The organism is Kluyvera chengduensis (genome assembly GCF_044197065.1).
GTDB classification, from domain to species: domain Bacteria; phylum Pseudomonadota; class Gammaproteobacteria; order Enterobacterales; family Enterobacteriaceae; genus Kluyvera; species Kluyvera ascorbata_C.
Genome location: NZ_JBIQOI010000007.1, coordinates 156,981 through 169,447 on the forward strand (window position 1 = coordinate 156,981; position 12,467 = coordinate 169,447).

The 12,467-nt window shown below is 54.0% G+C and carries 14 protein-coding genes; 6 read left to right on the plus strand and 8 right to left on the minus strand.

What is annotated here, in order from left to right; translation table 11 throughout:
* Positions 1–72 precede the first annotated feature (72 nt).
* The gene (gene yjeM, locus ACH1XZ_RS17490; protein WP_395596567.1) at positions 73–1,575 is read right to left on the minus strand and encodes a glutamate/gamma-aminobutyrate family transporter YjeM; all 1,503 of its coding nucleotides are present in this window, start codon (positions 1,573–1,575) and stop codon (positions 73–75) included.
* Positions 1,576–1,789: 214 nt separating this feature from the next.
* A complete protein-coding gene (gene epmA, locus ACH1XZ_RS17495; RefSeq protein WP_395596568.1) occupies positions 1,790–2,767 on the minus strand; it encodes an elongation factor P--(R)-beta-lysine ligase in 978 nt (325 codons plus the stop codon).
* 311 nt (positions 2,768–3,078) lie between these two features.
* Here epmA and frdA point away from each other — a divergent pair, with 311 nt between their 5' ends.
* From frdA to frdD, 4 genes are read left to right on the plus strand one after another with little or no spacing between them, the layout of a single operon-like run.
* Positions 3,079–4,869, plus strand: coding sequence for a fumarate reductase (quinol) flavoprotein subunit (gene frdA, locus ACH1XZ_RS17500; RefSeq protein ID WP_395596569.1), 1,791 nt, complete (start codon positions 3,079–3,081; stop codon positions 4,867–4,869).
* Positions 4,862–5,596 carry a succinate dehydrogenase/fumarate reductase iron-sulfur subunit gene (locus ACH1XZ_RS17505; protein WP_115074771.1) on the plus strand — a complete coding sequence of 245 codons (735 nt, stop codon included), beginning with the start codon at positions 4,862–4,864 and terminating at the stop codon, positions 5,594–5,596. The genes frdA and ACH1XZ_RS17505 overlap by 8 nt, the downstream gene beginning before the upstream one ends.
* Before the next feature lie 10 nt (positions 5,597–5,606).
* Positions 5,607–6,002, plus strand: a complete 396-nt coding sequence (gene frdC, locus ACH1XZ_RS17510; protein ID WP_395596589.1) for a fumarate reductase subunit FrdC — start codon at positions 5,607–5,609, stop codon at positions 6,000–6,002.
* Positions 6,003–6,012: 10 nt separating this feature from the next.
* On the plus strand, positions 6,013–6,372 hold the full coding sequence (gene frdD / locus ACH1XZ_RS17515) for a fumarate reductase subunit FrdD (protein ID WP_395596570.1): 360 nt from the start codon (positions 6,013–6,015) through the stop codon (positions 6,370–6,372).
* A gap of 105 nt (positions 6,373–6,477) precedes the next feature.
* Here the strand turns inward: frdD and sugE are convergent, their stop codons facing one another.
* The 3 genes from sugE to efp all read right to left on the minus strand — a co-directional run bounded on the left by sugE (position 6,478) and on the right by efp (position 7,830).
* A complete protein-coding gene (sugE, locus tag ACH1XZ_RS17520) occupies positions 6,478–6,795 on the minus strand; it encodes a quaternary ammonium compound efflux SMR transporter SugE (RefSeq protein WP_395596571.1) in 318 nt (105 codons plus the stop codon).
* A gap of 140 nt (positions 6,796–6,935) precedes the next feature.
* Positions 6,936–7,082 (minus strand): lipoprotein toxin entericidin B, encoded by a 147-nt coding sequence (gene ecnB / locus ACH1XZ_RS17525; protein WP_395596572.1) that lies wholly within the window; start codon positions 7,080–7,082, stop codon positions 6,936–6,938.
* 181 nt (positions 7,083–7,263) lie between these two features.
* The gene (efp, locus tag ACH1XZ_RS17530; RefSeq protein WP_035894230.1) at positions 7,264–7,830 is read right to left on the minus strand and encodes an elongation factor P; all 567 of its coding nucleotides are present in this window, start codon (positions 7,828–7,830) and stop codon (positions 7,264–7,266) included.
* A 40-nt stretch (positions 7,831–7,870) separates the two neighbouring features.
* On the opposite strand from efp, the gene epmB reads away from it, so the two are divergent.
* The gene (gene epmB, locus ACH1XZ_RS17535) at positions 7,871–8,899 is read left to right on the plus strand and encodes an EF-P beta-lysylation protein EpmB (protein ID WP_395596573.1); all 1,029 of its coding nucleotides are present in this window, start codon (positions 7,871–7,873) and stop codon (positions 8,897–8,899) included.
* A gap of 149 nt (positions 8,900–9,048) precedes the next feature.
* On the plus strand, positions 9,049–9,912 hold the full coding sequence (gene yjeJ / locus ACH1XZ_RS17540) for a YjeJ family protein (RefSeq protein WP_395596574.1): 864 nt from the start codon (positions 9,049–9,051) through the stop codon (positions 9,910–9,912).
* 43 nt (positions 9,913–9,955) lie between these two features.
* Here yjeJ and ACH1XZ_RS17545 read toward each other — a convergent pair whose 3' ends face one another.
* The 3 genes from ACH1XZ_RS17545 to ACH1XZ_RS17555 form a co-directional block, all read right to left on the minus strand.
* Entirely contained in the window at positions 9,956–10,309 is a 354-nt protein-coding gene (locus tag ACH1XZ_RS17545) for a DUF4156 domain-containing protein (protein WP_035894232.1), read from the minus strand.
* A gap of 133 nt (positions 10,310–10,442) precedes the next feature.
* Positions 10,443–12,089 carry a chaperonin GroEL gene (gene groL / locus ACH1XZ_RS17550; RefSeq protein ID WP_395596575.1) on the minus strand — a complete coding sequence of 549 codons (1,647 nt, stop codon included), beginning with the start codon at positions 12,087–12,089 and terminating at the stop codon, positions 10,443–10,445.
* A 33-nt stretch (positions 12,090–12,122) separates the two neighbouring features.
* Entirely contained in the window at positions 12,123–12,416 is a 294-nt protein-coding gene (locus tag ACH1XZ_RS17555) for a co-chaperone GroES (protein WP_003855929.1), read from the minus strand.
* Positions 12,417–12,467: the final 51 nt, after the last annotated feature.

Sequence of the window (12,467 nt, forward strand, 5' to 3'; positions counted from 1 at the left end):
GTAGCGCCATCAGGCAATCGGTGCTGATTGCCGGATGGCGGCGTTGCCTTATCCGGCCTACAACGGCCCTATTTACTCTGCCACCAGAATGGGCTGACGGTTAATACGGCGATGATAGTTCTCATAAATCGCCATCGCCAGCAGCGAGAAGAAGATTGGCCCGCCAACCATCCACATTGCGCTGCTCCAGTCCCCAGCTTCAATCACCGGCTGAATAATGGTGAAGATATTGGCGAAGGTCACCACCAGTACAACCACGCTGGTTGCCAGCCATGTTGAGCCTTTGGTTTTGAAAATCACAAACGGACGTTCGAGATCCATTTTGGCCTTAAAGAACGGGAAGGCCAGCGCCAGGAACAGGTATGGCAGGGTCATCGACACGTTCGCCATCAGCGTCAGCTTGTTGTAGAACGCCGAGGCAGTATCACCACCAAACGACACCAGCAGGATGAACGCGCTCACCAGCAGACACTGCATCCACATCGCGGTGGACGGCATGCCGTTGGCATTCAGACGGGTCATCGACGCTGGCCACAGCGCTTTTGGCGTACCCTGAATAATTGCTTTCAGCGGCGAGTAGCTCAGAGTGAAGAACGCCCCGGTGTAGGCAAGGAACATCGACAGGCCGGTGATGCGCGCAAACCACACGCCCACCGTCGCCGACACTTCCGGTGACAGGTGCATAGCGTTGCCGAGCGTTGAGCCCAGGCTGGTCATCAGGACATAAGTAATGTTGCCAAGGTTCACTGAACGGTCGCTCAGAATTTGCTGCCAGTTGGTGCTCACGCCCCACAGGAAGATAGCTAACGAATAACCGATTGAGATAACAATCGCCGCAAAAACAATTCCTTTGGCGAAGTTCTTTTCTGGTTTATCGGTTTTATCCACCAGGCCGCCGACGGCTTCAATACCGCCATAGGCAAAAATAGCAAATACCACAAACGATAATACCGCCAGACCGGATTGATAACCTGGGTTTGGCAAAGTGGTGAAATTAAGAGGTTGTGCGAAGTGGCCGCCATTTAATAACAAAATGGCAATACTCACTAACAATAAAACTAAATTCAGACACATTACCGAAATACCGCCAACGGCGGTAATGCGGGCAATTTTATTAATTCCCTTAGAGGCAACCGTGGTGACCAGCACCATCCAGACGACGGCCAGCAGACCCACAACCTGCGTCGATTGCAGTCCCGCCACGCCCCAGTGCTGCGTCATATCAGAGCCAAACAGGAAGGTGGAGAACGGCACCCACACCTTGGCAGAGGTACTCACCATCCAGACCACGTAAGAGGAGAACCACATAAAGGTGCCAATAAACGCATAGCGTGGGCCCACACTATTATTCATCCAGGAATAGATCCCGCCCTCTTCTTTACGATACGCCGAACCCATTTCAGCCATCATTAAGGCGAATGGGATAAAGAATAAAAGCGCGGAAAATATATACCAGGTTATCGCACTATAGCCCATCAGATAAAAAGCTGAGGGGCTATTAGCAAAGCCAAATACTGACGTGAATATCATCAGGATGAGTCCTATCAGGCTCATCTTTTTAATTGATTGGGTCATATGACCATCCCTTATTTTAGAACATTTTTTTTACACATCGACAGGGCACCGCGCGGCATACTTGCGAGAGCAAGGCAACGGAAAATCGACGCGAGAAATTGCTGGCTGGATGATAGCAAATAACCAGACGAATCTTGTGACCTTAAGAGGGAATTTGAAAATATATGACTAAAAATGGCGCATAAAGCGCCATTTTATCTTATCGGATAGTGGGTTACGCGCGATCGACGCTAAAGGCCAGCACCTCGGACAAGGTTTCCGCCCCCAGCGCCAGCATGATCAGACGGTCAACGCCCAGCGCCACGCCGGAACAGTCCGGCAGGCCAGCGGCCAGCGCGTCCAGCAGGTTTTGATCGATAGGCTGCTGCGGTAGGCCGCGTGCCGCACGTTTACGGTTATCCTGCTCAAAACGCTGCTGCTGTTCGCGGGCATCGGTCAGCTCATGGAAACCGTTCGCCAGTTCAATTCCCTTAAAGTAAACCTCAAAGCGTTCAGCCACGCGGTGGTCTTCAGCGCTAATCTGCGCCAACGACGCCTGGCTTGCCGGGAAGTGATAAACGAAGGTCGGGCGATCTTTACCAATGTGCGGCTCTACGCCAAAGGCAAACAGCAGCTGCAGCAGCGTATCCCTATCTTCTTCGGTCTCGGCCACGTTGCTCAAGTCAAGCTTCGCCGCCGCTTCACGCAGCTGCGTTTTATCCGCCGACAGCGGGTCAATTTCCAGATGGCGCTGGAAAGCCTGCTGATAGGAGAGGCTTTCTGCCGGTTGGGTTTCCAGTACCTGCTGTAGCAGGTCGTCCACTTCGTTAATGAGGCGATACATATCGAAGTGCGGGCGATACCACTCCAGCATGGTGAATTCCGGGTTATGGTGGCGCCCCATCTCTTCGTTGCGGAAGCTACGGCAAAGCTGGAACACCGGGCCACACCCTGCCGCCAGCAGGCGCTTCATGTGGTATTCCGGGCTGGTCATCAGATACAGGTTCATTCCCTCGGAATGCCCTGGGCCAACAAAGCGAGTCTCAAACGGAACCAAATGGACGTCAGTTACCGTTGCCTGGCTCATACAAGGCGTCTCCACCTCCAGTACTCCACGGTCAGCGAAGAAACGACGAATTTCCGCCATCAGTGCCGCACGCTTTAACAGGTTAGGGATGGATGCGCTCGGCTGCCAGGTTGCCGTCTCGCTCATGTTTTTTTCTCCGATTTCAGACAAGGGCACGAAGTCTACCCGCAAGTGATACACGACACAAATATTGCTCAGTAATTTCCCGAATAGCCGGAAAGAAGATTTCTCCAATTAATTCCACAACGTAATTCATCAGCTACAGTGATAAATAAACCGCACAGAACGACAAAAAAATCGAACACATCAAATTTCCCCCACAACCCTACGGGTATACTGCTTTACCCATAAAGGAGCAGTGGAAACGTTTTTGCGCAGGCCACGTGATATCCCCCCACGCAGCCTGTTGTGAAATAACAAAAATCTGGAGGAATGTCGTGCAAACCTTTCAAGCCGATCTAGCCATTATTGGCGCAGGCGGGGCCGGATTACGCGCTGCTATCGCAGCCGCCCAGGCCAACCCAAAAGCCAAAATCGCATTGATCTCAAAAGTTTATCCTATGCGCAGCCACACGGTGGCCGCTGAAGGTGGCTCCGCCGCCGTCGCACAGGACCATGATAGCTTCGAATACCATTTTCACGACACCGTCGCCGGCGGCGACTGGCTTTGCGAGCAGGATGTCGTCGATTACTTCGTCCATCATTGCCCAACCGAAATGACCCAGCTCGAACAGTGGGGCTGTCCGTGGAGCCGTCGGCCAGACGGTAGCGTCAACGTTCGCCGCTTCGGCGGAATGAAGATTGAACGCACCTGGTTTGCCGCCGATAAAACCGGCTTCCACATGCTGCATACCCTGTTCCAGACCTCCCTTCAGTTCCCACAAATTCAACGCTTTGACGAACACTTCGTCCTCGACATTCTGGTCGATGACGGTCAGGCCCGTGGCCTGGTGGCGATGAACATGATGGAAGGCTCGCTGGTGCAAATTCGCGCCAACGCGGTGGTAATGGCCACCGGCGGTGCAGGCCGCGTCTACCGCTACAACACCAACGGCGGCATCGTCACCGGTGACGGCATGGGTATGGCGCTGAGTCACGGCGTTCCATTGCGCGACATGGAATTTGTTCAGTATCACCCGACCGGCCTACCGGGCTCGGGCATCCTGATGACCGAAGGTTGTCGTGGTGAAGGCGGTATTCTGGTCAACAAAAACGGCTATCGCTACCTGCAGGATTACGGCATGGGCCCGGAAACCCCACTCGGCGAGCCGAAAAACAAATACATGGAGCTGGGCCCGCGCGACAAAGTCTCCCAGGCCTTCTGGCACGAATGGCGCAAAGGCAATACCGTGCCAACGCCACGCGGCGACGTGGTCTACCTCGACCTGCGCCACCTCGGCGAGAAAAAACTGCTGGAACGTTTGCCGTTCATCTGCGAACTGGCGAAAGCCTACGTGGGCGTGGATCCGGTCAAAGAGCCAATTCCGGTTCGCCCAACCGCGCACTACACCATGGGCGGCATCGAAACCGACCAGCAGTGTGAAACCCGCATTAAAGGCCTGTTTGCCGTCGGCGAATGTTCTTCCGTCGGTCTGCACGGTGCCAACCGTCTGGGCTCCAACTCGCTGGCAGAATTGGTGGTATTTGGCCGCATGGCCGGTGAGCAGGCGATGGCTCGCGCGGCAACCGCCGGCGAAGCTAACGGCAGCGCGCTGGACGCGCAGGTCAGCGATATCGAAAACCGCCTGAAAGCGCTGGTGAATCAGGAAGGCAGCGAAAACTGGTCGAAGATCCGCGACGAGATGGGCCTGTCGATGGAAGAAGGCTGCGGTATTTACCGTACGCCGGAGCTGATGCAGAAAACCATCGATAAGCTGGCTGAACTGCAGGAACGCTTCAAGCGCGTACGCGTGACCGATACCTCCAGCGTCTTCAACACCGACCTGCTGTACACCATCGAACTGGGCCACGGCCTGAACGTTGCCGAATGTATGGCGCACTCCGCCATGGCGCGTAAAGAGTCCCGCGGCGCGCACCAGCGTCTGGACGAAGGCTGCACCGAACGTGACGACGTCAATTTCCTCAAGCATACCCTCGCCTTCCGCGACGCCGACGGCACTACGCGCCTCGACTACAGCGATGTGAAGATAACGACCCTGCCACCGGCAAAACGCGTCTACGGCGCGGAAGCCGAAGCGGCCGAGAAGAAGGAGACGGCGAATGGCTGAGATGCAGAATTTAAAAATTGAGATTGTGCGCTACAACCCGGAAGTGGATAGCGCACCGCACAGCGCCTTCTATGAAGTGCCTTACGATGAGCAGACTTCGCTGCTCGATGCCCTGGGCTACATCAAAGATAACCTCGCGCCGGATCTCAGCTATCGCTGGTCCTGCCGTATGGCTATCTGCGGCTCCTGCGGCATGATGGTCAACAAGGTGCCGAAGCTTGCCTGTAAAACCTTCCTGCGTGAATACACCAAGGGAATCAAGGTCGAGGCGCTGGCAAATTTCCCTATCGAGCGCGATCTGGTGGTCGATATGACCCACTTTATCGAAAGTCTGGAAGCGATTAAGCCGTACATTATCGGCAACCCGCGCACGCCGGATCAGGGGCCAAATACCCAGACTCCGGCGCAGATGGCGAAGTATCACCAGTTCTCCGGCTGCATCAACTGCGGTCTGTGCTATGCCGCCTGCCCGCAGTTTGGCCTGAACCCAGAGTTTATCGGCCCAGCGGCAATTACCCTGGCGCATCGCTACAACGAAGACAGCCGCGACCACGGTAAGAAAGAGCGTATGGCGCAGTTGAACGGCCAGAATGGCGTCTGGACCTGTACGTTTGTTGGCTACTGTTCCGAAGTGTGTCCGAAACACGTCGACCCGGCAGCCGCTATTCAGCAGGGCAAAGTGGAAAGTTCGAAAGACTTTCTTATTGCCACCCTGAAACCACGCTAAGGAGTGCATGATGACGACTAAACGCAAACCCTATGTACGGCCAATGCCGTCCACCTGGTGGAAAAATCTGCCGTTTTATCGCTTCTATATGCTGCGTGAAGGGACGGCAGTACCGACGGTGTGGTTCAGCATCGTGCTGATTTACGGCCTGTTTGCGCTGAAGCACGGCGCGGAAAGCTGGGCGGGCTACGTTGGTTTCCTGCAAAACCCGGTGGTGGTGGTGCTGAACCTGATTACCCTGGCCGCCGCGCTGCTGCATACCAAGACCTGGTTTGAGCTGGCGCCAAAGGCCGCCAACATCATCGTTAAAAGCGAAAAAATGGGGCCAGAGCCGATTATCAAAGGGCTTTGGGTGGTTACCGCGCTAGTCAGCGTGGTGATTCTGCTTGTCGCGTTGTTCTGGTAAGGAGACTGGTATGATTAACCCGAACCCAAAACGTTCCGATGAACCGGTATTCTGGGGTCTATTTGGCGCAGGCGGCATGTGGGGCGCGATTATTGCGCCGGTCATCGTGTTGCTGGTTGGCGTGCTGCTGCCGTTAGGCCTGGCACCGGCCGATGCCTTCAGCTACGAACGCGTGCTGAGCTTTGCCCACAGCCTGATTGGCCGCGCGTTTATCTTCCTGATGATCGTGCTGCCGCTGTGGTGCGGCCTGCACCGTATTCACCATGCGATGCATGACCTGAAAATCCATGTTCCGAACGGGAAGTGGGTGTTCTACGGTCTGGCAGCGATTCTAACGGTGGTGACGCTGGTCGGCGTGCTGTTTATTTAACCTCATTGGCGCTGCGCAGGGTCTGTAGGCCTGATAAGCGCAGCGCCATCAGGCGCATTGCCGGATGGCGGCTACGCCTTATCCGGCCTACGGTTCCACACGGAATTAATGCGCACTCATCTTTAATCCAATAATTCCCATCACAATCAGCGCCAGGCTGGCGATGCGCATCGGACTTGCCGACTCGCCCAGCAGAAGAATGCCGGTAATTGCCGCGCCGACCGCGCCAATCCCCGTCCATACCGCATAGGCCGTTCCTATCGGCAGGCTTTTCATCGCCCACGACAGCAGCGCCATGCTGGCAACCATCGCCACGATGGTAATCACGCTCGGCACCAGGCGGCTAAAACCGTGAGTGTATTTGAGGCCAACGGCCCAGACGACTTCCAGCAGGCCAGCAATAAAGAGAATTAACCAGGACATATCAGGCTCCATAACGATGGGGCCGTCCCCGGTTGAGATACGCTTACGGGTCGTCCCGCAAGGTGTTGGAAAGCATAACGGGGGGATTATAGGCGTTGAAAAACGGCGGTACAACCGCTTGTTGTACCGCCAGATTCAATTTACTGCTGCGCTTTGGTTGCGGCTCCAGAAATGGCATTACCGCCATCTGAAATATCCTGACCCACTCCGCGAGTGGTGTTACAGGCAGTCAACGCTGAGGAGAGAACCAGAACCGTAAAAAATGCTGCAATCGCTTTTTTCACCATAATGTCATCCTTAAGAGTCAGTTTTAATTATCTTGCTCCATAAGCATAGACAACTTCGGTCAGGATGTTGGAGGTAAGCGTTTTTTTCGGAAGAAGACGAAGCGGGATAAACAGAAGGTTGGAACGGACGGGGAAAAGGCTGGCGCAGCATCGCTGCTGCGCCGGGCGATCAAAGCATGAATTACTTCACGCGAGATACGTATTCGCCGGAGCGGGTATCCACTTTGATCACTTCGCCAATCTGGACGAACAGTGGAACTTTAACCACAGCGCCAGTTGACAGGGTAGCTGGTTTGCCGCCAGTACCTGCGGTATCACCTTTCAGGCCTGGATCGGTTTCAATGATTTCCAGCTCAACGAAGTTCGGTGGGGTCACGGCGATAGGCTGGCCGTTCCACAGGGTCACGATGCACTCAGCCTGATCCAGCAGCCATTTAGCGTTATCGCCAACCGCTTTCTCATCGGCAGCCAGCTGCTCGAAGGTTTCGTTGTTCATGAAGTGCCAGAATTCACCGTCGGTATACAGGAAGGTGAGGTTCATGTCGGCAACGTCTGCGCCTTCAGCGGAGTCAGTAGACTTGAAGGTTTTCTCTACGCGAGTACCGGTCAGCAGGCGGCGCAGCTTAACGCGTGCGAATGCCTGGCCTTTACCCGGTTTAACGAATTCACTGGCTTCAACCGCGTACGGTTCGCCGTCCATCATGATTTTAAGACCAGCACGAAAATCGTTGCTATAGTAAGTCGCCATAAGGCCCTCTGAAATTGTTAAATGGTAGCTAAGCCACAAAATGGCGCATATTGTAACCCTAAATACCCCATCCAGAGAAGATTGGTTGATGCAACTTGCCGATGTTCTCACCGATCCGGATGAACTATTACGTCTTCTGAATATAGACGCTGATGAAAATTTGCTCGCTGGCCGTGAGGCTAAGCGCCTGTTTGCCCTGCGCGTTCCGCGTGCGTTTGTGGCGCGAATGGAGAAAGGCAACCCGAACGATCCGCTTTTGCGTCAGGTACTTACCTCACAGGAAGAATTTATCGCCGCGCCCGGTTTTTCCACCGATCCGCTGGAAGAGCAGCACAGCGTGGTCCCCGGACTGCTGCATAAATACCGCAATCGCGCGCTATTGCTGGTAAAAGGCGGTTGTGCGGTGAATTGTCGTTATTGCTTCCGCCGTCACTTCCCGTATGCCGACAATCAGGGCAATAAGCGGAACTGGCAGGCCGCGCTGGACTACGTGAGTGCGCATCCGGAACTGGACGAAATCATTTTCTCCGGCGGCGATCCGCTAATGGCAAAAGATCACGAACTGGATTGGCTGCTCACCCAGCTTGAGGCCATTCCACATATCAAGCGCCTGCGTATTCATAGCCGCTTGCCGATCGTTATTCCAGCGCGCATCACCGACACGCTGACGTCACGCTTTGAGCGTTCATCGTTGCAGATCCTGCTGGTGAACCATATCAACCACGCCAATGAGATTGACGATGAATTCCGTCAGGCCATGGCACGCTTGCGCCAGGCAGGGGTAACGTTGCTCAACCAGAGCGTATTACTGCGCGGCGTGAACGATAACGCACAAACCCTGGCGAACCTCAGCAATGCGCTGTTTGATGCCGGTGTGATGCCTTATTACCTGCACGTGCTGGATAAAGTTCAGGGCGCGGCCCATTTCCTTGTCAGCGATGACGAAGCGCGCGAAATCATGCGCGAACTGCTCACACTGGTCTCCGGCTATATGGTGCCGAGGCTGGCGCGGGAAATTGGCGGCGAACCAAGTAAAACGCCGCTGGATCTTCAGCTACGTCAGCGGTAAACGAAATTTAAAGGCAGACTTCGGTCTGCCTCTTTTTTTGGACATCATAGTGGCCTGTGTTATTTTAACCATTAATACCCATATAAAAATAATTTAAATCAATAGGTTAATAAAATACATTTAACCTAAAAATGGTAAAGGAGAACCGTTTGTCTATTTCCATCAAAGGCATTAACGCAGGTGTTATTCGTCAGGAAAATAACTTCATTGCGCTGGCCCTGAAAGTGAAAGAGCCGCGTAACAAAGCGTCGCTCTTTTTCCTGCCCGCTATCGTCCTGAAAGATCTGTTTATTGCCCTCGAATACCGCCTTGCGCAGATCCCGCAGCTCAGCGCCGACGAACGTAGCCGCTACGAAAAAGCGCGTGATAAGGCCGCCGCGAAAATGCATCAGAATATCCCGGCACTTCAGCGTGAAACGCTGGAGCATGCCGACGTGAATCTGCGCGTCAACGCCATCTCACTTACGCATGATGACCATGAAACCCTGACGTTTACCCTGACGCTGCACTCCGGAAAAAAGGTCGAGCTGGTCGTTGATCTGCTACAAATCGAGCTGATGGTGACCGTGATGGTCCATGCCATCAATAACGCGGGAATGAACGAGTTGTCACTGCGTATCTCTTCGATGCTGGACTTCCTGCCGCTGTACGATGTGGACTGCCAGACAGGCGGTAATCTGGAATACGACACTTACGACCATCCAACCTGGAAACGAAACCTGTTCGTTCACCATCTGGCGGTTATCTATCGTTATACCGATACCGAAGGGAAAACGCAGTTTAGCGGAACGGTGATTAAAACACGCAGCAAACCGGGTACCAAAGACGTCGAAGCCGTCACCCGTCGACTGTTAGATTGCAGCCCAAGGCTGAAGAAAATAGCGGGCTTACCGTGTCAGGTTTTTGTCAGAGCGCTCTCTTCTGACAAACGTAAAACCTTCACGGCTGATGCCTACATGCAGGCGCTGTATCAGCTACAGCAAAGCGTGGAAAAAAACGCAGAAAAAGCCTGACGCACTACGCCCCCGGAATACTAGCGGGGGCGCTACGCGTGAATCAGTTCGGGCACTTATAAACCTGACCGTTCATTTCGCTGTCTGTCGGCACAAAGCTCGAGAGTACGCCTTGCGTCGGGCTGCTTACGCCATAAATGACGTTGCCACCCATCTCTGCGGCATGGTTACGCAGCGCATTGGCCGCACCACGCAGAGAACCGCCTTCCGCACCCTGCTGGCCAGAAAGCCAGTTACCCTGAGTGCCCGTCGCGGTGCCCAGCAGCTGACACTCCGCGCCCGGTTTATCTTCTACAAAGCGTACGTTCTGGCCGCCAGAGGTCAGCTCCGTAGTTGAGCTACAGCCGGCCAGCAGCAGCGCCGCGCCAACGATCCCTGCCAAATATTTTACCTGCATGTTATTCCCCATAATCAATGAGCTGGACGCATGTCGTCCGTGTGTAAACCTTATACCTAAAAGATGACCAAAAGAAAAACCCCCGAACATTTCTGCTCGGGGGTTTCTTGATGCTATGGGGTATAGCGCACGATTACATCATGCCGCCCATACCGCCCATACCACCCATGCCGCCAGCTGCGCCTAAATCAGGAGCATCGCTTTTTGGAAGGTCGGTCACCATGCACTCGGTGGTGATCATCAGGCCCGCAACGGATGCCGCGTACTGCAGAGCAGAACGGGTCACTTTAGTTGGGTCCAGGATACCGAAGTCGATCATGTTGCCGTATTCTTCAGTTGCTGCGTTGTAACCGTAGTTACCTTCGCCCGCTTTCACGTTGTTCGCAACAACAGATGGCTCTTCACCGGCGTTGGAAACGATCTGACGCAGTGGCGCTTCCATCGCGCGCAGCGCAACTTTGATACCGACGTTCTGATCTTCGTTCTGAGCGGTCAGGCCAGCCAGTTTAGCGGCTACACGAACCAGCGCAACACCACCACCAGCAACCACGCCTTCTTCTACCGCAGCACGGGTCGCGTGCAGGGCATCGTCAACGCGTGCTTTTTTCTCTTTCATTTCAACTTCGGTAGCCGCACCGACTTTGATTACCGCAACGCCGCCAGCCAGTTTCGCTACGCGTTCTTGCAGTTTTTCACGGTCGTAGTCAGAAGTTGCTTCTTCAATCTGTTTGCGGATCTGAGCAACGCGGCCCTGAATCGCAGCTTCTTCACCCACGCCATCGATGATGGTGGTGGTGTCTTTGTTGATCACAACGCGTTTAGCCTGACCCAGGTCTTCCAGGGTTGCTTTTTCCAGCTCCATACCGATCTCTTCAGAGATAACGGTACCGCCGGTCAGGGTTGCGATGTCCTGCAGCATAGCTTTACGACGGTCGCCGAAGCCAGGTGCTTTAACAGCAGCGACTTTCACGATACCGCGCATGGTGTTAACCACCAGGGTAGCCAGCGCTTCGCCTTCAACGTCTTCAGCGATGATAACCAGTGGTTTACCTGCTTTCGCAACGGCTTCCAGAACTGGCAGCATTTCGCGGATGTTGGAAACTTTTTTGTCAGCCAGCAGGATGAACGGGCTTTCCAGCTCAACAGCACCAGTCTCTGGTTTGTTGATGAAGTATGGGGACAGGTAGCCACGGTCGAACTGCATACCTTCAACCACGTCCAGCTCATCTTCCAGACCAGTACCGTCTTCAACGGTGATCACGCCTTCTTTACCGACTTTATCCATCGCTTCAGCGATCAGTTTACCTACGGTTTCGTCGGAGTTAGCGGAGATGGTACCAACCTGAGCAATCGCTTTAGAGTCGGAGCAAGGTACGGACAGCGCTTTCAGTTCTTCAACTGCAGCCAGAACGGCTTTGTCGATACCGCGCTTCAGGTCCATTGGGTTCATGCCCGCAGCAACGGCTTTCAGGCCTTCTGCGATAATAGCCTGAGCCAGTACGGTCGCGGTGGTGGTACCGTCGCCTGCAGCGTCGTTCGCTTTAGAGGCAACTTCTTTCACCATCTGTGCACCCATGTTTTCGAACTTGTCTTCCAGTTCGATTTCACGTGCTACAGATACGCCATCTTTAGTGATGGTCGGTGCGCCGAAAGATTTGTCCAGAACAACGTTACGGCCTTTAGGGCCCAGGGTAACTTTAACTGCGTCTGCCAGTACGTTAACGCCGCGCAGCATTTTTACACGAGCGTCGTTACCAAATTTTACGTCTTTAGCTGCCATTTCTTCTATTCCTCAAATTCGTTCGCGCGTTGCTTACGCTTCAACAATTGCCAGGATGTCGCTTTCAGACATGATCAACACTTCTTCATTGTCGATCTTCTCAGATTTCACGCCGTAGCCATCGTTGAAAATCACGATGTCACCAACTTTAACGTCCAGCGGCTGCACGGTCCCGTTTTCCAGGATGCGGCCCTTACCGACAGCGATGATTTCGCCACGAGTTGATTTTGCTGCCGCAGAACCGGTCAGAACGATGCCGCCAGCAGATTTGGTTTCAACTTCTTTGCGTTTGACGATCACACGATCATGTAACGGACGAATACTCATTGATAGCTCTCCTTTGAGAAAGTCATTATCAGTTATGGGTGATGCCGGGCC

Excerpts from the sequence above, each read along its gene's own strand:
- epmB (WP_395596573.1), top strand. The coding sequence starts at position 7,871 with ATGGCGCATATTGTAACCCTAAATACCCCATCCAGAGAAGATTGGTTG.
- ACH1XZ_RS17555 (WP_003855929.1), bottom strand. The coding sequence starts at position 12,416 with ATGAGTATTCGTCCGTTACATGATCGTGTGATCGTCAAACGCAAAGAA.
- yjeM (WP_395596567.1), bottom strand. The coding sequence starts at position 1,575 with ATGACCCAATCAATTAAAAAGATGAGCCTGATAGGACTCATCCTGATG.
- efp (WP_035894230.1), bottom strand. The coding sequence starts at position 7,830 with ATGGCGACTTACTATAGCAACGATTTTCGTGCTGGTCTTAAAATCATG.
- frdC (WP_395596589.1), top strand. The coding sequence starts at position 5,607 with ATGACGACTAAACGCAAACCCTATGTACGGCCAATGCCGTCCACCTGG.
- groL (WP_395596575.1), bottom strand. The coding sequence starts at position 12,089 with ATGGCAGCTAAAGACGTAAAATTTGGTAACGACGCTCGTGTAAAAATG.
- ecnB (WP_395596572.1), bottom strand. The coding sequence starts at position 7,082 with ATGGTGAAAAAAGCGATTGCAGCATTTTTTACGGTTCTGGTTCTCTCC.
- frdD (WP_395596570.1), top strand. The coding sequence starts at position 6,013 with ATGATTAACCCGAACCCAAAACGTTCCGATGAACCGGTATTCTGGGGT.
- epmA (WP_395596568.1), bottom strand. The coding sequence starts at position 2,767 with ATGAGCGAGACGGCAACCTGGCAGCCGAGCGCATCCATCCCTAACCTG.
- sugE (WP_395596571.1), bottom strand. The coding sequence starts at position 6,795 with ATGTCCTGGTTAATTCTCTTTATTGCTGGCCTGCTGGAAGTCGTCTGG.
- ACH1XZ_RS17505 (WP_115074771.1), top strand. The coding sequence starts at position 4,862 with ATGGCTGAGATGCAGAATTTAAAAATTGAGATTGTGCGCTACAACCCG.
- ACH1XZ_RS17545 (WP_035894232.1), bottom strand. The coding sequence starts at position 10,309 with ATGCAGGTAAAATATTTGGCAGGGATCGTTGGCGCGGCGCTGCTGCTG.